Here is a 25,145-nt window from a genome sequence, read left to right on the forward strand (position 1 = left end):
GATTATTGTGACATTGTAGAAACAAAGCTCATAATAGTTGAGATTAAAGCTAAACTGCTGTATAATTCATAGATATTGTTCCAATGACAAAATATGTTAAAATACACACATAAATAAATCAGAAAAAGCCCATTTAGGCCGGTTAAGTACAAAGGGATACATGACTTCACGCAACTATAATGTAGATTATGTTCAAAAAACGTTGAAGCAAGTATCCAGACACTATCTCTATGTCAAACAATTATTTCACTAAATTATGATTGAATGGTTGATTCTTTTTAAGAAGACCAAGAAAATGTGCTTTAAATTCCTCATCAATGCTAAAATTATAACTTTCAAGCATTTTCCCTTGTTAGCGAGAAGTTGACAAAATTTTAAAAAGTGAAGATTATGGCCTTTGCCCACTGTAGCTGGCATGCAAAGAGCTTTTTGAACACACTCAGACCCTATTATGAAATACTCAGCCCTTCTTGTACCTGTAATATACTCTAGCGAGCTTTATGATACACTAAACCAATATAACCAGTGGGATTGGTAGGTCTCGAACCTACGACCAATTCGTTATGAGCGAACTGCTCTAACCAACTGAGCTACAATCCCCTTCGTTAACACTTATAATACATACAAAAACAAATTTGTCTATTAGCTTATTTCATCATCAACCCAACTTGACAGATCATTTATGGTACCAATTTTGCGTGCAATTTCTTTACCGTCTTGAAATATGATTAATGTGGGTATAGATTGAATCCCATATTTACTTAGCACTTCAGCCCCTTCATCTATATTGAACTTGCAGATTTTGATCTTACCTTTTTTATCTTTAGCCAATTGCTCAACACGCGGCATTAAATTTTTACATGGTCCACACCACTCTGCCCAAAAGTCTACCAGCACAAATCCTTTGTAATCAGTGACCTCAGACTTAAAATTTTGATCATTTACTGATGTAATATCATCACCCATAAAATACCCGATCTAATTTGCAAAATATAGCACATAAATCAGTAATTAATCAACTAAATTCTTACCAAAGAGCTTGAAAAACTGCCCCAAGTGCTTTGATAAGCAAAAAATTTTCCACAAACCACTACATTTGGTGATTAAAGATATCCACATCTTCCCATCCCATTAAATCTAATTCAACACGAATAGGAAGAAATTCAAAGCATTTTTGTGCTAACTCCTTTCTGTTTTCACGTTCCAACATTAAATCTAGCTTTTCCTTTATCTTATGAAGATACAAAACATCAGATGCAGCATAACTTTTTTGCTTGTCTGTCAAATTTTCACTTCCCCAATCAGAAGATTGCTGCTGCTTATTTAATTTAGTATCGAGTAGCTCTAAGCATAACTCTTTCAGACTATGATTATCCGTATAGGTGCGAACTAAACGTGAAGCTATTTTTGTGCAATAGCATGGAAGTGCCCAAGTTTCTAGATAATAACATATTATGCTGACATCAAATCGTGCAAAGTGAAATATTTTAGTTATATTTTTATCCCCCAATATTTTTCTTAAATTTGGAGCTGTATAATCATTTTTGAATTGAATCAGGTGAGCATTTCCATCATTAAAAGAGAGCTGTATAAGGCATAATCTATCTCTAACATGAAGTAACCCCATTGCCTCTGTATCAACAGCTATAGATCTTACATTATCTGGTATTGAACTAGCTGGCAAGTCGTCTTTATATACAAATATCCTCATAAGGCTCTGTAGAATAACAAAACGTCAATAATAATTGAAAGTGAGTTTTAAGTACACAAATATATAGACACAGTTCTTCACATTTCGGTATGTATGGGGTTTACAAATTATTACATATGCCTATAATTAAGAAGTAAATTTAGGTTAATTGCGGGAGTAGTTCAGTTGGTAGAACGCAACCTTGCCAAGGTTGAAGTCGAGGGTTCGAACCCCTTCTTCCGCTCTCTTTTCCGAGATAATGCCATAAAAAATTACTTTGCTTATTCAATTAATCTAATTACTCTGACAATAGAGAGGGTTTAAAGCTTTGAAGAATGTTATTATTATCAAAATTAGGGAAGTTGTATGGATAAAGATTTAATACTTTTAGGCATAGCATCAGTAATAGGAGCACTTACAGGTTTAGGGTTAAAAAAGTTTCACAGCTTTGTCACATTTGATAATAGGTGGAGTTATTGCCGCCATTCCTGTAATGTTATTGAGTGCATATTATATGTGCGATAGTGTAAGAAAAGGAAAGTTCTCCAGAAAAGATCTCTTCGAGTTTACTTGTGCATGCTTCACAAGTGCCACAATTGGAGTTGGTCTTGTTGTAAACGCAACTGCTTTTTTCCTGGTACGATGATTGGAATAGGTTATGCAACTTTAGCAGGTGGAGCAATAGCACCGATTGTATCGATATTTGCAATGTACAGTATTATAGTACCAATAGCTGAAAAAGTGAATGAATATATTATTTTCCCTATAGTTGAGTGTTTTTCTCTAAAAGGAAAAGAGCATGAGCCAGTTTAAGCTCATCAAAAAAGTTTCTATTTTCTGTTATTCTAGTGTGCAACATTGGAGTAACGAAGAAGCAACACTGTATTACTGTAAAATTTGACATTGATTATTGATAATTGGAATAATAGTAGAGTAAGAATTACTCAAGAAGGTATGCATAAATATGACGTAGTGGTGGTAGGTGGTGGCCATGCAGGATGCGAAGCAGCTGCGGCTGCAGCTCGCCTCGGTGCAAGTACGTTACTTATAACCCATAAAATTTCAACTATAGGAGAAATGTCTTGCAATCCAGCAATTGGAGGAGTTGCAAAGGGTATTGTAGTCAGAGAAGTTGATGCTCTTGACGGAATAATGGGAAGAGCAATCGATCAAGCAAGCATACATTCAGTCATTTTAAATAGCAGCAGGGGCGCAGCGGTGTGGGGGCCGCGGGCACAGGCAGACCGAGAATTATACAAGAAAGCGATACAGGAAATTATTCTAAATCATGATAATTTGACAGTAAAAGAAGAGTTAGTTGATGATTTTCTGATCGAAAGTAATAGCAATGGAGAACTGTACATTAAAGCTATCATAACAAGCTTAGGAAAACAGATACTAACAAGCAAAGTTGTTTTAACTACGGGAACTTTTCTGCAAGGTGTGGTTCATATAGGAGAACAAACAACCCCTTCAGGAAGAATGGGAGATAAATCTGCAGTGGAACTTGCAAATACATTGAAGAAGTATGATTTTAAATTAGGCAGATTGCGTACCGGAACCCCGCCGAGGCTTGATCGTAGTACTATAAACTGGTCAATATTAGAAGAGCAAGTAGGTAATAATCCACCCATGCCGTTCTCTTACCTCACAGAAAAAATTAATCAACCTCAAGTTTCATGTTTCATTACCTATACTAATGAGAATACACACAGAATAATCCAAGCGAATCTTCACAGGTCAGCTTCTTCTTATCTGAATGACATCGTCGCACCAAGATACTGCCCATCAATTGAAGCTAAAGTTAAAAAATTTGCAGAAAAAAATAGTCACCAAATATTTTTAGAACCAGAAGGGCTTGATAATATTACTGTATACCCAAATGGAATTTCAAATTCATTACCTATCGAAGTGCAGCGTGAAATGATAAATAGTATCAAAGGGCTTGAAAACGCAGAGATGTTAAGACCTGGATATGCGGTTGAGTATGATTACATTGACCCACGAGAGCTATTTCATACTCTCGAAACTAAGAAAGTTAAAGGTCTATACTTCGCTGGCCAAATTAATGGTACTACTGGATATGAAGAAGCAGCAGGGCAAGGAATTATCGCCGGAATCAATGCAGCACTCTCTGCATCTCAAAAAAAAGAAAGTTTTGTTCTTCATCGTACAGATTCATATATCGGCGTAATGATAGATGATCTGGTCACCAAAGGAGTGACCGAGCCTTATAGGTTATTTACCTCACGTGCAGAATATAGGCTAGCAATTAGATCAGATAATGCAGATAGAAGATTAACGCAAAAAGGTTATAACATCTCTCTTGTATCACATGAAAGATACTCTGCTTTACAAAATAAACTTAAATCCATTAAGCAGCTTGAAGAGAAGTTAGAAAGTCTGAAAATTACTCCTGAGCAGCTTAGGTTTTGTGGTATTAAAATATCTTATGATGGAATAAGAAAAACAGCATTAGATCTACTTAGCTACCCAAATATCGATTGGAACAAATTACAAGAAATATGGCCAGAGTTAACTAATGTTACACGCTGGAATGACAACAAAGCGGATCAAACTGTCATTCAAGCAGTTAACACTAGAATCCAGAAAAAAAATGCAGATTCTAGCGTCACGTGCTGGAATGACAAAATAGGGCACTGGAATAATAGTAAAACAACGAGCAACACAATTAAAAATGAAATATGTGAAGCAGTTGCAATTGAAGCAAAATACAAACCTTATTTAGTAAGACAAGAAGCAGATATGAAGTTTTTGCGAGAGGAAATGAATACTCAAATTCCAACCAATTTCAACTATTCACAAGTTAAAGGCTTGTCAAGTGAAGTAATAGAAAAACTGCAGGCAATTAAACCAGCAACGATTGGTATTGCAAAGCAAATACAAGGCATCACTCCAGCAGCAATAGTTAGCATATTGGTGTATTTGAGAAATAGGAAAACGAAGGTAGCTGCTAATTCTGCGTAAGGTATTCTATGTCAAAAATAGAAGAGTTTCGTTCTTTTATGTGTGAAATAAACGTTGATGCGTTTATGTTGCATACCAAAGACAAATATTTAAATGAACATTCAGACGAATTAACTAAATTGTGTGGCTTTACAGGAACACATGGGCTACTTATCGTTACAAAAGACAACAAGTGTCCATTTTTTACGGATGGACGCTATATCACACAAGCTCGTAATCAGCTCGACCAGGACAATTTTCAAGTATATAATATACAAGAAGAGAATCCATGCGAATGGCTAAAAGCAAACTTAACATTGACTACCTCACTAGGTTACTATTCGCAATATTTTACCGTAAAAGAGATAAGAAAATATGAAGATATTTGTAAATTGGTACCATATTCAATTAAAAAAGAAATTAGCCGTAGAGAACAAACGATAGTTTCGCATGCAGTTGAGCATTCCGGTGAAAGTAGTAAGAGTAAATGTGAAAAAGTAGCTAAAAGCATAAATAAAGAAGCTGAAGCAGTATTTTTAATTGATTCAAATTCAATTTCATGGTTATTAAATCTAAGAAATGAAAATGCTAAATATACTCCATGTATATTGGGCTGTGCTATATTGTACAAGAACGGCAACGTTGACTTGTTTGTTCAAGATAAAGAATACTCGACCATAGAAGCAAATTTAGATAATCATACAAACATCTTTGATATTAGTAAACTCAAAAGTTCACTATGCAAGTTAAATTCGATAATTATAGATCCAAACACAACTCCGATGAGTATTATGGCTATAATAAAAAATAAGCAGATAGTTGAAAGGGAGGATCCTTGCTTGATTTACAAAGCAGTAAAAAACCAAACTGAAATAGCTGGAGCTATAAAAGCACACATCAGAGATGGAATAGCAGTTACAAATCTTCTACATTGGCTTGAAAATAATACCAGTACAGAACTTGAAGCCGAAGAAAAGATTTTAGAATATAGAAAAGAGCAGGATTTGTTCAAACAAGCGAGTTTTCCAACAATCTCCGCATTTAATGAAAATGGAGCAATAATCCATTATCGTGCAAGCAGTGAGACAAACAAAGTCATTCAGAAAGATGGATTATATTTGATTGATTCTGGTGGCGAATACCTCGATGGCACAACCGATGTAACAAGAACTGTAGCAATTGGCAATCCAACTAATGAACAAATAACTCACTATACAATAGTATTGAAAGCTCACATCGCTTTAGCAAGTGCAGTCTTTCCTTCCGGCACTACCGGTGGAGAATTAGATACATTGGCACGCATTCACTTATGGAAATTTGGAATAGATTATATGCATGGCACAGGGCATGGGGTAGGAAGCTATTTATCAGTACACGAAGGGCCGCAAGCAATATCAAAAGGAAATAAAGTAAAACTCATGCCAGGGATGATACTTTCCAATGAACCTGGTTATTACATTCCAGAAAAGTATGGAATAAGAATTGAAAATCTGATGTATGTTGACAAGCAAGAAAATGGTTTTTTACACTTTAAACAACTGACCTCCATTCCATATGATAGAGGGCTAATAGATGTGCAAATGCTCACTAAAGATGAAATTGAATGGATAAATAGCTATCATCAATTTGTCTATAAGAGCTTAGAAAATAGTGTTAAAAATAAGGAATGGTTAAAGAAAATATGTGCTTCTTTATAAGCAAAAGAGCAGCTTTTTTATTATTTAATAAAATATTAATACAGTTGTAGTGGGTGTTTTGTATTGCTTTTAATTTTAAAACAATATATAATAGAAAACATATATTTTTAAGTAGGTGTAATCATGATGGATAAAGTACAAGAAGATGAATTTATGAAGCAGTATATGGATACTTGTAAAGAGCAAATAGAAAAATTAGCTAAGGATCCTGAATTACTTAATCAGGCCTTAAAGCCATTTATGCAAATGTCCCAGCAACTTATGGCTGGTGGTATGTTAGATACTTCTATACCTGAGATAGTATCTAGTTTAGGTAGTATGGATATTAACAAGATGATTGCTCAGATGAAGGAAATGATTGACTATATAAAAAGTAATTATAAGGAACTCATGAAAAAGGATAGCTTGCAGATTCAAGAGCTTGACGAGTCGAGTAAAAAACTAAGAGGCTTGGTCAAGAAATTAATGGAAAAGATCGAAAGTAACAAGTAGGTAGTAGTTGGTAGTTATTAATAGCGTAGCAGCACGGAGCCCCAGGTTAAGCCTGCACCTATTGCAACCAGTATCCCTAAGCTTCCCGGTTTTATTTTTGGTTTTTGTATTGCATAATCAAGTGCTAGCGGAATTGATGCTGCCGAGGTATTTGCATGTTGATCAACTGTATTAATTACTTTCTCCATAAGGAAATCTAATTTCTTTACTACAGCTTCAATAATACGAATGTTTGCTTGATGGGGAACTAACCAGTCAATATCAGTAATCTTCAAATTATTGCATCTTAATGTTTCTTCTATTGAGGCTGTTAACTTATCCACTGCATGCTTAAACACTTCTCTACCATTCATGTATATTTTTCCAGAACTACCAGTTGAGAATATCCCTCCGTTTGTGCATAACACGTCTACATTACCATCAGAATATAAGTTGGTTGATATTATACCTCTTGCGGAATTTTCTGTCATTTCATTACAATGTGCTGTAGATTTCATTATCACTGCACCAGCACCATCACCAAACAGTACACAAGTTGACCTATCTTTCCAATCAACAATTCTAGACATTATTTCAGCACCTATCACTAATGCATACTTAATTCTATCGTTAGATTTTATGAGCGAATCAGCAATTGTAACTGCATATATAAAACCAGAGCATGCTGCCTGCACATCAAAGGAAAATGCGTTTTTACATTTTAACTTATTTTGCGCAATCGTTGCACAGCTAGGCAAAGTTTTATCAGGCGTTGTTGTTGCAACTATGATTAACCCAATTTCATCTACTGAAATTTGAGCTTTTTCTATAGCATTTTTTGCTGAATTAACAGCCAGATCCGACGTTAACTCTGCTTCATCTGCTATATACCTTTGAGTTATTCCTGTTCTCTGTCTAATCCATTCATCACTTGTCTCAACCATTAATGCAATCTCATCGTTGCCCAACTTTTTTTTTGGCAGGTAAGATCCAGTGCTTAATATAAAACTTTTATTCAACTTGATTTACCTCACTAATTATCTTCTGGTTTAAATTTTCACTAATGGAATCTACTGCAAATTTTATAGCATGGGCAAAAGAAACAGCATCAGAATTCCCATGGCTCTTAATGACAATACCATTCAGCCCTAAAAACATAGCTCCACTTCTAATTTTAGGATTAAAACGTGTTAATGCCTTATTCAGCTTGGATTTTAACAACATACCAACAAGCATTTTCGTTGCCCATGAATTAAACACTTCCTGTTTTATTAGGTCAATAAAAGTGCTAGCAGTTGCCTCAGCTGTTTTAATCATCACATTGCCAACAAAACCATCAGCAACAATTACATCTATATTACCCTCTAAAAATTCACTTGCCTCTATATACCCTTTGAAATTAATGTCTGGAGCACTTTTTAGTAGCTCAAAAGCACCACGTACTGAGTCATTACCTTTAACTTCTTCCGTACCAATGTTTAGCAAAGCAACTTCAGGATTGTCAACTTTTAATGCTATTTTTGCAAATACGCTTCCCATTAATGCAAATTGAAATAACGAGCCAACATTGCAATCAACATTTGCACCAAGATCAAGCAATGCAAAGCTCTTTGCCTTAGTTGGACAGACAGATACTATAGCAGGACGATAAACGTTTGGTAATGTTCCTAAAATAAATCTGGAAATTGCCATCAACGCTCCCGTATTACCTGAAGATACCATCCCAGAAGCTTTACCTTTTTTCACTGCTTCAATGGCAGCCTTCATACTTGAATTTTTACGATGTCTCAGTGCAAAAGACGGCTTATCATTTGCAAGAACATTATTAGAGTAGTGAGTAAACTCAGAATTATCACTTACTTTTCTATATTTTAAAAGCAAAGGAGATATTTCTTTCTGATCTCCATAAATATGAAAAAAAACTTTTATGCCTGGATCAACAAGATTATCCAAAAAAAAACCAGCACCCTGAATCACTGAGAGAGGTGCAAAATCACCCCCCATAGCGTCAAGTGCAATGACTATGTTATTGTTAACCGTAGGTAACATATCATGATAATTATTCTGCCTGTTGTTTGACGAAAACCCGTTTTCCTTTGTAGCTGCCATCAACTGCTATACTGTGAGGTAGCATAAATTCCCCAGTTGTTGTGCATACTACAATATTCTTAGGCTTAATAGCATGATGAGAACGATGCATATTACGCCTTGACTTTGACTTCTTTCTTTTTGGAACTGCCAAAACTTCCTCCATTCTACTTAAAAACTCACTATTTATTAATAGCATGTTTTTTACAAAAAGTAAACAGCGATAGTAAAATAAGTAAGGTTTGTTTACACAATTAAGCTCCATAAGTTTCAAACTGAAGCATTTTGACCTAAGTATATTGAACTTAAGGCACATCTTAGCTATACTCTGCAATGAAGTTAACAAAAATTTTAACAAAATCAATAAAACTAATTTCAGCTGAGACAAATGCAAAGTGAGCTCGTTTGATATAAATGGCATTAGAATAATTGGTAGGTGTTTCATCAATCTCTTGTTGAGGCTTGGTAGCGCACTCATATTTTTTATTCAATCCCTATATCACTGCTTTGTGCCACCATATTATTTGGGTAATGTAGCAAAGCAAATCATAGAAATAGGCTTTTTCTCTCTGCCAATTGTTGGACTCACAGGGATTTTTATAGGGGCAGTGATAGTTTTGCAAAGTAGTTTGAGTGGCCCGTTGATTAGTCCAGAACAAATAATACCTAAACTTGTCACGGTCACCATTATTAAAGAGTTAGGACCAGTTTTAATTAGTTTAATAATGGTAGGAAAGGTCGGATCATCAATTGCTGCAGAAATTGGCACGATGCGCATCACCGAACAAATAGATGCACTTACAACTTTGAATATCAATCCTTTCAAATATCTAATTGCACCAAGGATTTTAGCATCAGTTATAGTATTTCCCATATTCACAATATGTGCAGATCTAATAGGAATATTCGGAGGATACATCACTGCAGTTTTCGAATTTAATCATAACTTAAATATATATATTAAATACACAACTCAATTCTTTAACATGTATAATTTTATCACTGGGTTAATAAAAGCAACTGCTTTTGGCGCTATAATTTCCTTCTCAAGCTGCTATTACGGTTACCATTGCCAAGAAGGAGCTCGAGGAGTTAGTATTGCTACAACATCAACTGTTGTTCTATCATCCATACTAATCATTCTAGCAAACTATATGATTACTTTGATCTATGCATAGCCCCATAATATCAATATCAAACTTGCACCTATCTTTTAATGATAAGACAATACTGAACGACATAAGTCTTGACATACCGAAAGGAGAATCACTAGTTATACTCGGCAGCTCAGGAAGTGGCAAATCTGTATTAACAAAAACGATTATCGGCCTGCTGGCACCGGATTTAGGGTCTATTAAAATAAATAGCAAAAGTAAAAACAAATTTGGGGTTTTATTTCAAAATTCCGCTCTATTTGACTATGTTGCAGTATGGGAAAATATATCTTTTAATTATAGAAAACGTTTCAATATCAGCAAAAAGGAGGCAAAGCAATTAGCAATTGAAAAATTAAATGATGTCGGGTTAGAGGAAAACATAGCAGATATGTTCCCAATAGAGTTATCAGGCGGAATGAAGAAAAGGGTAGCACTTGCAAGAGCAATTGCACACAACCCAGAAATTATTATGTTGGATGAACCAACTTCGGGATTAGATCCTATTATGTCAGATATAGTAAAAGAAACAATAGTAAAGCTGTCTAAAGACCCTAGCCCTACAATTATTACAATTACACACGATATTCATGGCGCATTCAAAATAGCTGATAAAATAGCAGTATTATACGAAGGAAGCATTATTTCTCATGGAACTGTTCAAGAAATAAAAAATACTAAGAATGAATACATAAAGAAATTTATTCGCTATGTAGGTACAAAATAATAAAATCCCCTGCCTTATCTCTTACTTTCGAGGCATATAATTCTCGTCATGTTTTGCAAACACCGTGTCTGCCAAAAAGGTATTGCCATCAAACATTTTACCTTGCACAACAACACCACTCTTTTCTGAGAACATTGGAGGGAGTATTCCCTGATATTTTATCACAATGCTCTTGTTAAAGTCTGTCATTTGAAAGACCACTTCACTCTCACTACGTATTACACTATCCTCAACAACCATTCCACCTATACGGATTGGTTTTTGATTGTTTGATAAAGTTATTGCTTCGCTTACTGTGTAAAAAAATGAGATATTTTCTCTGAGCATTGTTAAAACAAAGAAAACTATGCAATTTAAAAAGAAGAAAACTCCCGAAGCTATGAGTAATCTCTTATGTTTCTTCTTCATTATTATTTTTAAAACCTTCTAAATTTTTTTTACTTTTAATATAGCAAGAAATGGTAAAAATCAGCTCTCCAGCAATCAATGCAAAACTAATAAGGTAAGCAAAAATTACATATGTACTCATAATATATTATTAACAAATAACTCACCTGCATCAAAATAAATTAAGCTTCCATCTTTTTGTTGCAATACTAATCTACCACCTTTATCTATATCAATAAAAATCCCCTTATGCAATTTACTAGCAAACTTTACACTGATTTGCTCATTCATTTTGAATGCCCTTTTCAACCACATTTCTCTTATAGCACAAAACCCATCAAGTATCCACTGCTTTCTTAAATTATTAAAGTTTATTACTAATTCTTTTAGAATATATATATTTTGTAGAGTCATTCTAGCACGTGACATCGGAACCTGCATCTGTATTTCAGTGTCAGTTACTGGAACAACAGAAGATGAAAGAAGTTTATTAATGCACGTTGCTTCCAAAAGTGGTGCATGATCAATGTTAATTCCAATTCCTACTACCAGCCAATTTGAATTAGATTTTTTTTCAAGTAATATTCCACTTATTTTTTTTCCATCAACAAAGATATCATTTGGCCATTTATATTGAACGTTACTATCATTTATAAATGATAGTAACGTATTGCCAACAGCAAGAGCAGTAACAAAAGTCAACTCTGTTAATTTGCTTAAACTTTCTCTGTCATTCCAGCACTGGATTTTAGCGTCATGTGCTGGAATAACACCCAAGTGGGCTGCTACAGCTAATCTGCCATCCCAGTGTGTGATACTGGGACCTAGTGATGGAATTTGCAAGAGATCTATGATAAAACTTGCATAAAAATTACCCTCGGGAGAAATCCAATTCCTTCCAGTGCGCCCCCTACCTTCTGTTTGTTTATCGGCAATAATAACAGTTTCATTTGATATTCCTCTATCAATCAAATCCAACGCCTTCCCATTAGTGCTTGAAACTTCTTCATAATGATAAATATGAAAGCCCTCGAATGTTTTAGGGGTCATTTTATAAACTTTTAGTTACTAAATGAATCAGTGAATATAAATCCTCTACGCACATAAAAAGAACAATATTAATTAATGAAGCTACTGAAGTAATAATAAATAGACTCTTAGAATAAATAACTTTACTGTCACTAGGCTTATCGAAATACATAGCTTTTATGATACTTAAATAGTAGTAACATGATATAACACTTGCTACTATGAAAATCAAAGACATACCAATAAAGCCGGAATTCACCAAGCTTTTAAATATAAAAAGTTTAGCAAAAAAACCTGCAAGTGGAGGTATTCCTGCCATCGAAAATAATAGTATAGAAAGATGAAATGCCAAAACCGGACGCTTTTTTCCTATGCCAGATAAATTTGCAACACTGCAATCGTCATCATCAATTTGTATAAAATATGAGAACAATCCTATATTTGTAATGATATAGATAACCAAATATATCAAGGAACTATCTGTCCCCATTCGTGTAAAGATAGAAAGTGAAGCAAGTATAAAGCCAAGATGACCAATTGAACTGTAAGCTAGAAGCCTCTTTAGATTCCTTTGGCGTAAAGCTCCAAAAGCTGAAATAAGTACGGATAGTGCTGAAATGTATAAAAGAACAGGTTGAAAATATTTTTCTACACCTACTAACTCTTCACCCATAAAAAATCGAATTAAAAACGTCACAAGTGCCGCTTTTGGAACTGTAGAAAAAAATGCAGTTACTATAGTTGGTGCACCTTGATAGACATCTGGAGCCCACATATGAAAAGGAGCAATAGCAAGCTTGAAACATAAACCAATAAGGATAAGTACTAACCCAAAAACTATTCCATAAGTTATCTGATGATTTTCCAAAAATGAACTTAACTCAGAAAAATTGACCAGTCCTGTATATCCATAAAGTAGCGACATTCCATACAGCATGATGCAGGAAGATAACGCACTGAGTGTAAAATATTTTACTCCTGCCTCACATGAATAAACTGAATCCTTATTAAAGCTTGCAAGAACATATAAAGGTATACTCATCAACTCAAAAGCTAAATAAAAAGAAATTAAATTATTTGCTGAAACCAAAGTTATCATGCCAAACAGCGTAAAAAGAATCAGTATTGAAAATTCATACTCATAGTCATACTTTGATAAATTTAGCAGTAAAAGTACTAAAATTCCCGCAATAAGGATCAACCCCTGGGCTGACCTAATGTATAGATCGAGTTTCAACAATGAATTAAAGGGGAAAAACCCACTATCTTTCGCTGACAGAATTAAAATAATTAATGTGACCACTGTGCAGCCAAGCGCCAATAAGTTAATAGTGCGGCGGTTAAATACAATTCCAAGCAGCAGCAATACTAACGAGGAAATAATAGAAAAAGTTTCCGGCAATATCTGTATGTAGTTCATAGGGCATTATACTTGACTAACAAATTTACCATGCATGGCTTTAAATAATTCAGTGCAAGAGTTGGGTAGAATCCAAGCAAAATAACAAGCACTGCAAGCAGAACTAAGATAGAAAATTCTATCCTATCCAAGCGGTTATTTAACAATTTAGAATAGCTAACTCCCCATATTGTTTGCTTACATAAATTCAGCATATAAACTGCGCTCAAAATAGTGCCAAGTGCGATGAACCCTGTAAAAAATCCTATGCTTTTAAACATCCCAACCATAGCCAAAAATTCACCTATAAACCCAGATGTTCCAGGTAGCCCTATCGAAGACATTGAAAATAGAATAAACATAAAACCAAATTTTGGCATTGTATTTACTATGCCGAAATACTTCGAAATCTCTAAAGTTCCAGTTCGAGTATATAGCATTCCAACACATAAAAATAAAGCAGAAGAAATAAGCCCATGACTGATCATTTGAAATATAGCACCAAGCACTCCCTCTTCACAAAATGAAAAGAGGCCAGCAGTAACGATTCCCATATGTGCTATTGAAGAATAAGCTATTAACTTCTTTATATCATCCTGAGCAAATGCAACTAGTGAAGCATATATTACTGCAACCGCGCTTAACACAATAATGAAATTTGCAAAGTGGAAACTTGCCTGAGGAAGCATTGGAATCGAGAATCTTAAAAATCCGTATCCCCCCATTTTAATAAGCAACCCAGCTAAAACCACAGATCCAGAAGTTGGCGATTGCACATGTGCATCAGGAAGCCAAGTATGAAATGGAACCATCGGTACTTTTATTGCAAAAGAAGCAAAAAATGCAATCCATAGCAATGACTGCACTTCAGGATCAAGACTTGGTACTAATGTAGCTAATTTCCGTATATCAAACGTTCCAAAAATATTATGAATATATACTAATCCAAGCAAAAATAACAATGAACCAACCAGTGTATAGAGGAATAACTTAAATGCTGCATATATCCTCTGCTTCCCTCCCCAGATGCTAATAATAAAGAATATTGGTACTAAAACAGCTTCAAAAAATACATAAAAGCTTATAGCATTCAGCGAAATAAAGAAACCAACTACAAAACCCTCAAGCAGTAAAAATAATGCCATACATGACTTGAGGGTCGTATAACTCATTTTGCAATTGTAGAGCATACAAATAACAAACAAGAAAGTTGTAAGTAGAAGGAAAAGCAACGATATACCATCCACTCCTATTCCAGCATTTTTAATTGGATAGCTGACAAACTGAAAGTCTGTATTGTTATAATTAAACTTTATACAAACTACAACGTTAAGCAAAAATGGAAGTACAGAAAAAAGTAGAGAGATGAATCTTAGATATATTGATTTATAATCAATCTTGATTAAAGATAAAATCAATGCTCCTATTAGCGGAAGCAAAAATATGCTAAGTAATAACACTGTTTATTTAATTCCAATAATATACAAAGCACTGATTACTAAAGTAACAAACATAATAAACGCATAATCAAATATATAGCCAGTTTGTAACTTTATAGCATTCTTTGAACATTCATCAACTAACCTTACGACACCATTTGGTCCAAACGAATCAATAGCCTTAACATCAAATTTCCATAGGAGCCTAGATACAAACTTCACCGGTGCAACTATAATAAGTCCGTATACTTCATCAAAGTACCATTTATTCTGTAAAAACTTAAGTAAAAAACTACCCTTAATTTGTTTTATTATTTGATAGTGGTAAACCAAATATGCAAATGTTACTCCACTTAGGCTCGTTATGGTCGGTAATAATTTTATAAAGAAACTATGAACTGTATGCCCACCAACAACTACTAAACTTGACTTCCAGAATGTACTACTAGTTATGTTCAAAATATTTGTTCCCCACATTCCAGAAAATACTGATCCAAAAGCAAGTATCAGTAGTGGTATAAGCATAATCTTTGGTGCTTCATGCATATTGATTTTACTTTGTCTTTGGCTATGAAATACAAGAAGTAACAACCTCCAAGAGTAAAGCGCTGTAAAGAATGCAATAACTAAACTTACTACAAAAGCAAAACTATCCACACTATAAGCATGCTCAATTATTAAATCCTTTGAGTAAAAACCTGCAAATGGAAATATTCCAGAAAGTGCAAGAGATCCAATCCACATGAGAGCATAAGTGTAGGGAATTTTCTTCCAGCAATTTCCCATTTTTTGAATGTTTTGCTCATGATGCATTGTATGAATCACATTACCTGCACCAAGAAATAATAGAGCCTTAAAAAAGGCGTGCGTCATTAAATGAAAAATAGCAACATTGTAAGCAGAAAGGCCACACGCCATAAACATATAACCAAGTTGGCTGCAAGTTGAATAAGCAATTATTTTCTTTATATCATTTTGAGTAATTGCAACAGTAGCTGCGAAAAAAGCAGTGAGCGCACCAACAGTAACTATTAACTCTTGCGTTACATTTGATAGCTTAAACAATGGAGAACATTTTGCTACTAAAAATATACCAGCCGTCACCATCGTTGCTGCATGAATAAGCGCAGACACGGGAGTTGGCCCTTCCATCGCATCCGGCAGCCAAACATGTAAGCCAAGCTGAGCAGATTTACCCATACAGCCAATAAAAAGTAATACACATATTATATGAATTACTTTAAACTCACAGCAGAATGTCCTGATGTTCTGTGCACCAAAAAGGTCAGCCGTGTCAAAAACTTCAGTAAAATTCAAAGAATGAAACATATAATAAATAAGAAAAATTCCAATTAATAGCGCAAAGTCTCCTACCCTATTTACAACAAATGCCTTGACTGCCGCATTATTTGCAGAATATTTTTGAAACCAAAATCCTATGAGCAAATAAGAGCATAAGCCAACTCCCTCCCAGCCAAAGAAAAGTTGCACGAAATTGTCGCTTACAACTAGCACAATCATGCAAAACGTAAATAGTGATAGGTAAGAAAAGAACCTAGATTTCCCCTTATCATGCTCCATATAACCAACAGAATAGAGATGAACTACCAGCGAAATAGTAGTAATTATAATTAGCATCAAAGATGAAAGAGCATCAACATTAACTGCCCAATCTACTTTCAGGATGCTCAATGAAAGCAGAGGAAATAAAACGACATGATGATTTTTAGAGAAGTTGAGGAAAATATACCAAGATAAAACTGCAGATATTCCAATCCCTGCAATTGTAATTAACTGGCTAAAAATATCCCTTCTAAAGAACGCTGCAAATAATGAACCAAAAAGCGGCAAAAATACTATCAATTTTAGTATACCTGTCATACCTTCATTCTTTCATTAAATTTGCTTGCTCAACATCTATGTTGCCACGTCTTCTATAATACACAACCAGTATTGTAAGTCCTATACCCGACTCCGCTGCGGCAACAGTCAACACAAACATGACAAAAAATTGTCCAACTATATCATGCATAAAGGCAGAAAAAGCAACTAAGTTGATATTAACTGCCAGAAGTAATATTTCCACTGATAACAGTATATTGATTATGCTCTTACAGTTGATAAAAATACCGCACACTCCAATAGTAAACAAAATAGCAGCAACTACCAAGAAATGATTCAATCCTACTTCCATTCCGCTCCTTTTCTAAACTTAGCCTTAACCAACTTTACAGACGAAGACTGTGTCAATTGCTTTAATACATTCTGTCTTTTAATTCCCTTCTTCTTGTCCTGCAAAGTAAGAGCAATTGCACCGACAATCGCAACAAGCAGTAAAATACCGGAAAGATGAAAGGCATACATATAGTCAGTATATAACAAATCACCGATAGCTTTCACGTTATTAGCATTATAGTCTATAACATTGCTTATATTCAGTGCTGAGCTGCGGATTATAAAGCTGATAATCAGAAAAAACACAACACATAATATAACACTAAAAGTGAAATGCTTTGCAAAACCTTGGTGTACTTTTATATAGTCAATATCAAGCATCATAACCACAAAGAGGAATAATACTGCAACCGCACCGATGTACACTATCAATACCATCATAGCAATAAACTCAGCCCCAAGGAGGATAAAAAGCACTGTAGAGCTAACGAAGGTAAAAATCAAAAATAACACTGCATGCACAGGATTCCTTACGCTAATCACACAAGCAGCGGATAAAATGCTCAAAATTGAAAAAAAATAAAAGAAAAAAGGCATTAATACTTTAACTGCAATAACAGTTACTAATTTAAAGTAACTATTATTGTAAAGTCAACAAACTTCTCGCACAGCAGCGTATTGGATACATAGAAACTACTTGATAAATTTCAACAACCTCATTATCACAGTACCAAGGGTATTTGTGAACTCACAACTTATTTTTGACCTGCAGGTTTAACAATAAAATTCAGTAAAAAAACTCAGGTGTTTATTGGTGGATTACATCAAATTATCGTGGCTCCATGTCTTTTAAAATTTTCTACATACAGCCAAATCGAGCTTAAGCTAAGTGTCAACATATTACTACAGCGCTAGTTTAATTTATTATAGGGTCAAAACTCGCTATCCGGCTTTTTTGTTTTTTTTCGATTAGTAAGTTTCTTAGCATTCTCAGTTGCAATCTAAAAGCAAGAATAAAAAACACCAATATTTTAAAGTAAATACAGTCACCACAGGGTTTCTTTTGCCTTTCTTCTGTAAGAAAATTATAGCAAACTAAGTTTTGCTGAAATGCGACTTTTCAAAATTTTGCAAAAACCCCCTGACTAAAAAGGTCGACCTGCTTTTTTAGTGTTTATAATAGAGGCGAGGTTGTCAAATAGCATAGGTGAAGCGTAATTTTCTGCAGGCAAAAAAGTATTTAATCGTATTAATCTTTAATATAAATGCTTGTTATGCAGAAAATGTTTTACTACAAACTCCACAAAAGGTTTCCGCAGAAGATATCGACAGAATAACAGCTAATCAGTCAGTAGTATGTGCTTTACCTAGTAGAACGGAAACAATTGCATATGAAATGGTGTTAGAATTTCTGCATAGACCAGGAAATAGCAAACTAGGGTTCCAACTTACTTTTAGTGGTGAAAACTTAATTAAAGAATTAACAAAGCAAGAAAACGCTTTGTTCAGCAATAAAGGAGGATAAAAAAATTACGAACATGGTTGTGTGGCTAATAGCAAAAAACCAAGTAGTAAAAAGTTAAATAATGCCTCTCATTTTACTCAATCTTTGTATGTACAAAATACAACCCCAGATAGGATGTCAGTACCACAAATTGCTAAACTCATCAATGACAAGAATGTAATTTTCTAGACTGGCGCTGAAATATCAGCACTAGTAGTACCAGATGTATCTGAGCTTAACAAACAACTTGGGGTAGCTTCTTACAATCGCAATTTAAAGCAACATGATGCTGTTACGCCTATCCATAAAATTCTTAAATAACCAGAAAAGTTTTTAAAAATTATAGATAATCTCTACAGAGCTTATTTTATGGCACGCCAACCCCGGCTCATTATGCAGTAAAAAACACAGTTCCACTTTAAAATTGGTAGCTACTAACTGTAAATGTAGATTTACTTCACCAATGTTCAGGGGCTGAGATTTTAGGAAATATGAGTAGCAAAATGAATTTTGATTGGCTAATAAATAACATCAAACCAGAACATTTAAAACGAATTGATTTTATTGTTACTTGTAGGCTTAGTAGTGACAAAGCTGGGTCTCTTGCTTTGTATAAAAACACAACCCTAAAGAAAAATAATCGTAATGGACCCAGCGCAACCAAATTATTTAGGGAATGATGACATTTTGGTAGCTGGTGATCTGCAAGAAATTTTGCCTGATCTATTTGAAAATTTGCCTCAGCTTTAATTACGCGAGAATAAAAATTTTACAGAGCACAAACAATAAGGTTAACTTATGTAACTATATTTGTTAGGGCTGCAATGAACGATTATCTCTCACTGCTAAATCCGGAACAACAATCAGCTGTAACTAAAGTAGATGGGCCAGTTTTGATACTGGCTGGCGCTGGAACAGGAAAGACAAGAACGATTATCTCAAGAATAGCACATATAATTCGAAATGGTTACGCTCATTCTGATGAGATATTGGCAGTCACATTCACAAACAAAGCAGCAAATGAAATGGTATCGAGAGTGCTCAAACTCACGGGTACAAATATACTATGGCTTGGCACTTTCCATGCAATTGCAGCAAAAATTTTACGTCGTCATGCTGATATTGTGGGCTTAAACCCCAATTTTACAATTATTGGCGTGGATGACCAACTACAAGTAATAAAAAATATTATTAATGAAGTAAGCCCCAATAATTTGTCAGAAAAACACAGTACCATTATGAACACAATTCAAAAATGGAAAGAAAAGTGCTTACTGCCGTCTGAAGTGGAAGAAACTCAACTATTTAGACCAATATACGTAATTGCATTAAAAGTTTATCATCAATATCAGGAAAGGCTAAAGTTCCTTAACTCCGTTGATTTTGGCGATTTACTACTGTATAATATACAACTCTTCAATCAAAAAACTGAAATTCTGTCCTATTATCAGGGCAAGTTTAAATATATTATGGTAGATGAGTACCAAGATACAAATGTAATACAATATCTTTGGCTGAAATACCTTGCAAAAGAGCACTCAAATATTTGTTGTGTGGGAGATGACGATCAATCGATATATAGCTGGCGTGGTGCAGAGGTTACAAACATTTTGAAATTCTCCGACGACTTTAAAAATGCAAAAATCATCAAACTAGAGTGTAATTACAGATCAACATCTCATATACTTGCAACTGCGTCATACGTCATCAATCACAATAAAACTCGCTTAGAAAAAAAATTGTGGACAACAAACATCAAGGGGGAAAAGGTAAATCTAATAAAATTATGGGATGGAAAAGCTGAAGCAAGATTCATAAGTGAACAGATATTAAAGCTCAATAAATACAGATTCAGCGACATGGCAGTACTGGTTAGGGCTATTTTTCAAACTAGAGTTCTGGAAGAGTATTTTATAAAATATTCGATCCCCTACAAGATTATAAGTGGCATAAAATTCTATGAACGTCAGGAAGTCAGGGATGTAATTGCATATTTAAGACTCATTACAAACAATAATGATGACTTAGCTTTTGAAAGAATAGTGAATCGGCCAAAAAGGAGAATAGGGCCTACCACTTTAAAAAAGATATACACGGTTGCCCAAGGTAACAACACTTCTTTCTTTGAAGCGGCAAAAATATTAGTTGATAGTAATCAGGTAGCTGAGAAAATCAAACTTTCACTAAATGATTTTTTAAATAAAATTAAAGCTTGGGAAGAAATGATAAGTGTAAAACCACTACACAAGTTTGTTAAAACTATAGTGAACCAATCAGGATATATTGAAATGCTTGAAAATGAAAAAGTAACAGGCTTAGTACGAATAGAGAATGTCAAGGAGCTCATTTCATCTTTAAAAAATTTTGACAATGTTACAACTTTCTTGGAGCATATAAGCTTAGTTATGGAGGTGGACAATATGAATAATGACGATACCGTACACGTCATGACCCTTCACGCAGCTAAGGGGCTTGAATTTCCATGTGTGTTCTTACCTGGTTGGGAAGAAGGGCTATTTCCTCACCAAAGGTCTTTTGAAGATAAAAGCGGCAAAGCCTTAGAAGAAGAAAGAAGGCTTGCATATGTCGGAATAACTAGAGCAAAGGAAAAGTTAATCATTTCATGTGCAGACAGAAGGGAAATTAATAATCAGTGGCAACCAATGTACGCTTCGCGATTTCTTAAAGAGCTACCAAGGGAAAATGTTGAAGTGATTAAGAGTAATATTGCCTACTGTTGAAACAGGCAATTTTGCTATGTTTATACAGTTGTAGGCCAAGTTATAGAATGGCAGAAACAAAGCTATAAAAAAAATTACTTGACACATTTTCTAGCCTCCTTATTATCGGTAATAAGGTTGTTTCACAATTTAAAGCCTATCGAAAGTTAAGATCCAGGGGGGGTGTATTTTTTAGTATGTTGCGCTTAATTTCTAGGGTGCCTTTCCTGCATTCTTCCTGAGCTTTTTCTATAATAGGATTGTATACCTAATGTTACGAATCGTGCCTATTAAGTGTTATCAAGAAACGTCAACATTATAAAATGGGTAGTGAATAACTGGTCACTACAGGGTTCCCTTTGCTTTTTTTAGTAAATTTCTTAATATTTATAGCTAAAGATTATACTAAAGATATTGTGATGGCATGACAAGGAAATCTAGCCCGCATTAGCTATAAAACTTAATTTATTTAGGAAACTTTTATAATATTTAATCCACTTACTTTCCTGTTTTCCATATCACGATGAGCCTTGATTATTTCATCAAATTTATATTTTTTGTTAATCCTTACAGTTAAAAGTTTTTTCTTCACCATCTCAAAGATTTCCATTGCAGTGAGGACTAATGTGAATCTGTCACGCTTATAATGATATATTGAGGTTCCTGTGGCAAATAAAGAACGTGAACTAAGTAAAGAAAAACTAACCGGAGCAATACCTGATATCTGCCCATAGGAAACATATATACCAAATTTACTCAGAGATTCAAAAGAAAGTCTGCTTGTAGAATAGCCTATCGGATCATACACTGCACCTACTCCCCTGTTTTGTGTAATTTCCATAATTTTAGAAACAAAGTTTTTATCATTATAATTTATTGCATACGTACAGCCATTCTGTAAAGCTACTTTCATTTTTTTGTCAGAACTTACAGAGCCTATAACTACACCCTTTTTATCCTTTGCCCATTGGCATATTATCTGTCCTAAACCGCCATTAGCCCCGTGAACTAGCACAAAAGCGCCAGGCTTTATTTTATAAGACTGATTAATCAAATAGTGAGCGGTCATTCCTTTAAACAGCACCGCAGCTACAACTTCATCCGGTATTTCATCTGGAATTCTTATCAGATATTTCTGGTGTATGACACGTTTTTCACAATATGCTCCAGGTGGTGCCGTACAATATCCAACTCTATCTCCAATCCGTAAACCATCATTTATTTTTTTACCAAGCTTTTCAATAACTCCTACTGCCTCCACTCCAAGCACTGATGGCAAACCTTTAACTTTGCGAATGCCTTTTCTATGCTCCAAGTCATAACGATTTAAACCTATAGCTGTGTGACGTATTAAAACTTCCTCGCCTTTTGGCTCACCTATACTCTTATCTATAAACTCTAATACTTCTGGTCCTCCAGTTTTTTTAATTTGTACAGCTCCAACCATAATGAATATAAGATAAAAACTTTAATTATGTTACCTAACAACTAATCTCTTGCAAAACTATTTAGAGACTATACTGTAGGATGTATTAATAGTGAGGTAAGTTATGACAAATAAAACTTTTTATTATACTCTATGCAGAGTATCAAATAGCGCAAACAATGATTGTAATTTAAGTGCAACTAATATAATAGAAAAAATGAGAGAAAAGTTAAAAGAGGAGGCCAATCGACCTGAACCAGAAGCAAAAAAAACTCCATAGTACCTGGAAAAAAATTTTAATATTGATCACAAATTCGATATAGAAACAGAACTTCGTCATAAATCAAGCAGTTTGCTTGAATAGCTATGGGTTACGCTAGCACCTATTCTAAATTCTTCTTTTTGCTAAATGTGGCCAAAGCTTTAATAGAAGCAGGAGTTAACATACAAAATAGAAAAAAATATCTATATGCCTGTGCTTGGTTCGGTTCCGTAGACTTATTGACAGTTTTTCTAAAAGCAGAAGCAAGTGATGGTCAAATGAAGACTGTTGTGAAGAAACCGCTTTAGACTATCCTGTTTGCTTGTATAATGAAAATAAGTCAATCTAATATGGAATTTGCTGTAGGCTCTTAATTGAGCGTGCATTAGAAAAAAATCCTAATGCAAAAATACCAGATCCTATAAAAAAAACGAAGAACTAGTTGAATATTGGAACGTTTGTAAAGTAAACAACGAAGAACGGAATTTGATTGATTTAACACTAAATACTAAATACATGCAATCAGTCCACGAAAAGTAAATAAGAACTCTTATTCAATTTAACAGTAAATGATACTGGAGTTTAGAAAGTTAAACCCCAGTATAAAGATAGCATTCACTTGAGAATCAAGATAAAATTTATCATTTTTACTATGATAGTAAAAATGATAATAATTTTCTCATAACAGCAACTAATGCAATTTTAGCAATTTTGTCAGAATTAACCAGACGCTGATAAAATGCTTTCACTTTTTTGCTGCGACACATAGCGACAAGACAAAACGTAAAAAAGTTGAATATTTATGTAGAGCAGTGTATAATTATTAATATTCTCTAAGTGCTTTGACTATGGCTTTTTCTAAATTTTTAGATCCTAAGTTAGACTTGACATTCAAAAAAATCTTCGGCACTGAAAAAAATAAGAACATTCTTATTTACTTTTTAAATGATGTCTTAGGCTTTACTGGTATCAATACCATACAAGAAGTTGAGTTCCTTAGCATTATTATGAATCCTGAGATAGCTTCTGATAAACAGAGTATCGTTGATGTTCCCTGTGTAAGGATTTTCACGGTAACAGATATACTGTAGAAATGCATCTCGTTAGAGACAAAGGCTTTGAAAAACGTGCTCAACTTTATTCTGTTAAAGTTTACTCAAAGCAGTCTGGTAATTACTTGGACTTAGATTTTAAGGAAGTATTCTTTATTGCTATTTCCAATAATACTCTATTCCCTAAAGAGATTGATTATATTTCCACTCATAATATACATGAAATAAAAACCAATGGACATTATTTAAAAGACTTTCAATTTATCTTTATTAAGTTGCCTAAATTTACAAAAGGTAAAGACAAGGTAGAACAACTAGAGACTACAATAGAGCGTTGGTGTTTTTTCTTTACGCATGCAGAGGAAACAACTGATAAAGATTTAAGAAAAATAGCAGAAAAATTACCATAATAAACCAGCATATAATGAATTAGACAAATTTCATTGGGATGAGAAAGACCTAGTAGCACATGAAGAAAGGGTAATGGATTTACAGAAAGAAGCTGCTATTTTAGAACAAAAACCCGATGATGCTACTGAAAAAGGCAAAAAAATCGGCAGAGACGAAGGCATCCAAATCGGACATCAAAAAGGCAAAGCAGAGGGCAAAAAACAGGCTAAAATAGCCATGGCTAAAAATTCACTTAAGGCTGGTGCCTCCATAGAGGTTATAGTTGAAATTACTAGCTTTTCGGTAGATGACATTAAAAAACCCCAAGGGGGAGTTACCTAAGATGGTTTCTTTGATTGTTCAAGGCTTTTTTTAATTCGTCATACTTTTCACCTATTTGCCTAATCCATTAGGAATTACATCTAATCTACTTCTTTTGAGCAAGATCACTGAAATGACACCATTTATTGTGTACATTGCCTTAATAAAAGCAAATGTTCATACAGTTATATAACACAGCCATAGATTACATGAACAACCAACTCTAACTTCCTCTTTTTGCTGAATA

The 25,145-nt window shown here is 34.3% G+C and carries 25 protein-coding genes, 2 tRNA genes and 3 pseudogenes; 13 read left to right on the plus strand and 17 right to left on the minus strand.

The window, feature by feature from the left end; all coding sequences use genetic code 11:
- Window positions 1–241: 241 nt before the first annotated feature.
- The 4 genes and pseudogenes from CCY16_RS07140 to CCY16_RS04685 all read right to left on the minus strand — a co-directional run.
- Window positions 242–450, minus strand: a pseudogene (locus CCY16_RS07140) (IS110 family transposase); the annotation flags it as partial.
- Between the two features lie 76 nt (window positions 451–526).
- Window positions 527–600, minus strand: a tRNA-Ile gene (locus tag CCY16_RS04675).
- A gap of 42 nt (window positions 601–642) precedes the next feature.
- The gene (trxA, locus tag CCY16_RS04680; protein ID WP_088415329.1) at window positions 643–966 is read right to left on the minus strand and encodes a thioredoxin; all 324 of its coding nucleotides are present in this window, start codon (window positions 964–966) and stop codon (window positions 643–645) included.
- Window positions 967–1,090: 124 nt separating this feature from the next.
- Complete coding sequence (locus tag CCY16_RS04685; protein ID WP_088415331.1) at window positions 1,091–1,711, minus strand: ribonuclease D; 621 nt, start codon at window positions 1,709–1,711, stop codon at window positions 1,091–1,093.
- 150 nt (window positions 1,712–1,861) lie between these two features.
- On the opposite strand from CCY16_RS04685, the gene CCY16_RS04690 reads away from it, so the two are divergent.
- The 6 genes from CCY16_RS04690 to CCY16_RS04710 all read left to right on the plus strand — a co-directional run bounded on the left by CCY16_RS04690 (window position 1,862) and on the right by CCY16_RS04710 (window position 6,846).
- A tRNA-Gly gene (locus CCY16_RS04690) sits at window positions 1,862–1,934 on the plus strand.
- A 122-nt stretch (window positions 1,935–2,056) separates the two neighbouring features.
- The gene (locus CCY16_RS06540) at window positions 2,057–2,215 is read left to right on the plus strand and encodes a hypothetical protein (protein WP_245800813.1); all 159 of its coding nucleotides are present in this window, start codon (window positions 2,057–2,059) and stop codon (window positions 2,213–2,215) included.
- 117 nt (window positions 2,216–2,332) lie between these two features.
- Complete coding sequence (locus tag CCY16_RS06545; RefSeq protein WP_245800814.1) at window positions 2,333–2,503, plus strand: hypothetical protein; 171 nt, start codon at window positions 2,333–2,335, stop codon at window positions 2,501–2,503.
- Between the two features lie 141 nt (window positions 2,504–2,644).
- Complete coding sequence (mnmG, locus tag CCY16_RS04700) at window positions 2,645–4,678, plus strand: tRNA uridine-5-carboxymethylaminomethyl(34) synthesis enzyme MnmG (RefSeq protein ID WP_088415414.1); 2,034 nt, start codon at window positions 2,645–2,647, stop codon at window positions 4,676–4,678.
- Window positions 4,679–4,686: 8 nt separating this feature from the next.
- The gene (locus CCY16_RS04705) at window positions 4,687–6,354 is read left to right on the plus strand and encodes an aminopeptidase P family protein (RefSeq protein WP_088415333.1); all 1,668 of its coding nucleotides are present in this window, start codon (window positions 4,687–4,689) and stop codon (window positions 6,352–6,354) included.
- Between the two features lie 123 nt (window positions 6,355–6,477).
- Window positions 6,478–6,846, plus strand: a complete 369-nt coding sequence (locus CCY16_RS04710; protein ID WP_088415334.1) for a hypothetical protein — start codon at window positions 6,478–6,480, stop codon at window positions 6,844–6,846.
- Between the two features lie 17 nt (window positions 6,847–6,863).
- Here CCY16_RS04710 and CCY16_RS04715 read toward each other — a convergent pair whose 3' ends face one another.
- Genes CCY16_RS04715 through rpmF form a run of 3 tightly spaced genes read right to left on the minus strand, consistent with a single transcriptional unit; the run spans window position 6,864 to window position 9,067 of the window.
- Window positions 6,864–7,844, minus strand: a complete 981-nt coding sequence (locus CCY16_RS04715; protein WP_088415336.1) for a beta-ketoacyl-ACP synthase III — start codon at window positions 7,842–7,844, stop codon at window positions 6,864–6,866.
- Entirely contained in the window at window positions 7,837–8,874 is a 1,038-nt protein-coding gene (gene plsX, locus CCY16_RS04720) for a phosphate acyltransferase PlsX (RefSeq protein WP_088415338.1), read from the minus strand. Before plsX ends, CCY16_RS04715 begins: the two co-directional genes overlap by 8 nt.
- 10 nt (window positions 8,875–8,884) lie before the next feature.
- Window positions 8,885–9,067, minus strand: coding sequence for a 50S ribosomal protein L32 (gene rpmF / locus CCY16_RS04725; RefSeq protein ID WP_088415416.1), 183 nt, complete (start codon window positions 9,065–9,067; stop codon window positions 8,885–8,887).
- Window positions 9,068–9,308: 241 nt separating this feature from the next.
- On the opposite strand from rpmF, the gene CCY16_RS04730 reads away from it, so the two are divergent.
- Together CCY16_RS04730 and CCY16_RS04735 are read left to right on the plus strand one after the other, a co-directional pair.
- Window positions 9,309–10,091: an MlaE family ABC transporter permease gene (locus CCY16_RS04730; RefSeq protein ID WP_088415340.1), complete on the plus strand. Its 783-nt coding sequence runs from the start codon at window positions 9,309–9,311 to the stop codon at window positions 10,089–10,091.
- On the plus strand, window positions 10,084–10,794 hold the full coding sequence (locus tag CCY16_RS04735) for an ABC transporter ATP-binding protein (protein ID WP_088415342.1): 711 nt from the start codon (window positions 10,084–10,086) through the stop codon (window positions 10,792–10,794). Before CCY16_RS04730 ends, CCY16_RS04735 begins: the two co-directional genes overlap by 8 nt.
- Window positions 10,795–10,815: 21 nt before the next feature.
- Here CCY16_RS04735 and ccmE read toward each other — a convergent pair whose 3' ends face one another.
- Genes ccmE through CCY16_RS04770 form a run of 8 tightly spaced genes read right to left on the minus strand, consistent with a single transcriptional unit; the run spans window position 10,816 to window position 17,820 of the window.
- Complete coding sequence (gene ccmE, locus CCY16_RS04740; RefSeq protein ID WP_088415344.1) at window positions 10,816–11,202, minus strand: cytochrome c maturation protein CcmE; 387 nt, start codon at window positions 11,200–11,202, stop codon at window positions 10,816–10,818.
- A complete protein-coding gene (locus CCY16_RS05715; RefSeq protein WP_167896085.1) occupies window positions 11,186–11,323 on the minus strand; it encodes a CcmD-like small membrane protein in 138 nt (45 codons plus the stop codon). Before CCY16_RS05715 ends, ccmE begins: the two co-directional genes overlap by 17 nt.
- Window positions 11,320–12,231: a biotin--[acetyl-CoA-carboxylase] ligase gene (locus CCY16_RS04745; RefSeq protein WP_088415346.1), complete on the minus strand. Its 912-nt coding sequence runs from the start codon at window positions 12,229–12,231 to the stop codon at window positions 11,320–11,322. Before CCY16_RS04745 ends, CCY16_RS05715 begins: the two co-directional genes overlap by 4 nt.
- A 1-nt stretch (window position 12,232) precedes the next feature.
- On the minus strand, window positions 12,233–13,630 hold the full coding sequence (locus CCY16_RS04750; RefSeq protein ID WP_088415348.1) for an NADH-quinone oxidoreductase subunit N: 1,398 nt from the start codon (window positions 13,628–13,630) through the stop codon (window positions 12,233–12,235).
- Window positions 13,627–15,069 (minus strand): complex I subunit 4 family protein, encoded by a 1,443-nt coding sequence (locus CCY16_RS04755; RefSeq protein WP_088415350.1) that lies wholly within the window; start codon window positions 15,067–15,069, stop codon window positions 13,627–13,629. Before CCY16_RS04755 ends, CCY16_RS04750 begins: the two co-directional genes overlap by 4 nt.
- 3 nt (window positions 15,070–15,072) lie before the next feature.
- The gene (gene nuoL / locus CCY16_RS04760) at window positions 15,073–16,929 is read right to left on the minus strand and encodes an NADH-quinone oxidoreductase subunit L (protein WP_088415352.1); all 1,857 of its coding nucleotides are present in this window, start codon (window positions 16,927–16,929) and stop codon (window positions 15,073–15,075) included.
- A 4-nt stretch (window positions 16,930–16,933) separates the two neighbouring features.
- Complete coding sequence (gene nuoK / locus CCY16_RS04765) at window positions 16,934–17,242, minus strand: NADH-quinone oxidoreductase subunit NuoK (RefSeq protein WP_088415354.1); 309 nt, start codon at window positions 17,240–17,242, stop codon at window positions 16,934–16,936.
- Window positions 17,233–17,820 carry an NADH-quinone oxidoreductase subunit J gene (locus CCY16_RS04770; protein ID WP_088415356.1) on the minus strand — a complete coding sequence of 196 codons (588 nt, stop codon included), beginning with the start codon at window positions 17,818–17,820 and terminating at the stop codon, window positions 17,233–17,235. Before CCY16_RS04770 ends, nuoK begins: the two co-directional genes overlap by 10 nt.
- 610 nt (window positions 17,821–18,430) lie before the next feature.
- On the opposite strand from CCY16_RS04770, the gene CCY16_RS04775 reads away from it, so the two are divergent.
- From CCY16_RS04775 to CCY16_RS04785, 3 genes are all read left to right on the plus strand, one after another.
- Window positions 18,431–18,748, plus strand: a complete 318-nt coding sequence (locus CCY16_RS04775; protein ID WP_088415358.1) for a hypothetical protein — start codon at window positions 18,431–18,433, stop codon at window positions 18,746–18,748.
- 21 nt (window positions 18,749–18,769) lie between these two features.
- Window positions 18,770–18,916 carry a hypothetical protein gene (locus CCY16_RS05720; RefSeq protein ID WP_179946084.1) on the plus strand — a complete coding sequence of 49 codons (147 nt, stop codon included), beginning with the start codon at window positions 18,770–18,772 and terminating at the stop codon, window positions 18,914–18,916.
- 635 nt (window positions 18,917–19,551) lie between these two features.
- Window positions 19,552–21,468 carry an ATP-dependent helicase gene (locus tag CCY16_RS04785; RefSeq protein ID WP_088415360.1) on the plus strand — a complete coding sequence of 639 codons (1,917 nt, stop codon included), beginning with the start codon at window positions 19,552–19,554 and terminating at the stop codon, window positions 21,466–21,468.
- Between the two features lie 448 nt (window positions 21,469–21,916).
- Here CCY16_RS04785 and CCY16_RS04790 read toward each other — a convergent pair whose 3' ends face one another.
- Window positions 21,917–22,894 (minus strand): quinone oxidoreductase family protein, encoded by a 978-nt coding sequence (locus CCY16_RS04790; RefSeq protein WP_088415362.1) that lies wholly within the window; start codon window positions 22,892–22,894, stop codon window positions 21,917–21,919.
- A gap of 103 nt (window positions 22,895–22,997) precedes the next feature.
- Between CCY16_RS04790 and CCY16_RS05725 the strand changes: the two genes are divergently transcribed.
- Window positions 22,998–23,153, plus strand: a complete 156-nt coding sequence (locus CCY16_RS05725; RefSeq protein WP_179946085.1) for a hypothetical protein — start codon at window positions 22,998–23,000, stop codon at window positions 23,151–23,153.
- 632 nt (window positions 23,154–23,785) lie between these two features.
- Here CCY16_RS05725 and CCY16_RS07145 read toward each other — a convergent pair.
- Window positions 23,786–23,884 (minus strand): annotated as a pseudogene (locus CCY16_RS07145) (IS110 family transposase); the annotation flags it as partial.
- Window positions 23,885–23,983: 99 nt separating this feature from the next.
- Here CCY16_RS07145 and CCY16_RS04800 point away from each other — a divergent pair.
- Window positions 23,984–24,919: pseudogene (locus tag CCY16_RS04800) on the plus strand (Rpn family recombination-promoting nuclease/putative transposase).
- The last annotated feature ends 226 nt before the right edge of the window (window positions 24,920–25,145 follow it).

The organism is Wolbachia endosymbiont of Wuchereria bancrofti (assembly GCF_002204235.2).
Classification (GTDB): Bacteria; Pseudomonadota; Alphaproteobacteria; order Rickettsiales; family Anaplasmataceae; genus Wolbachia.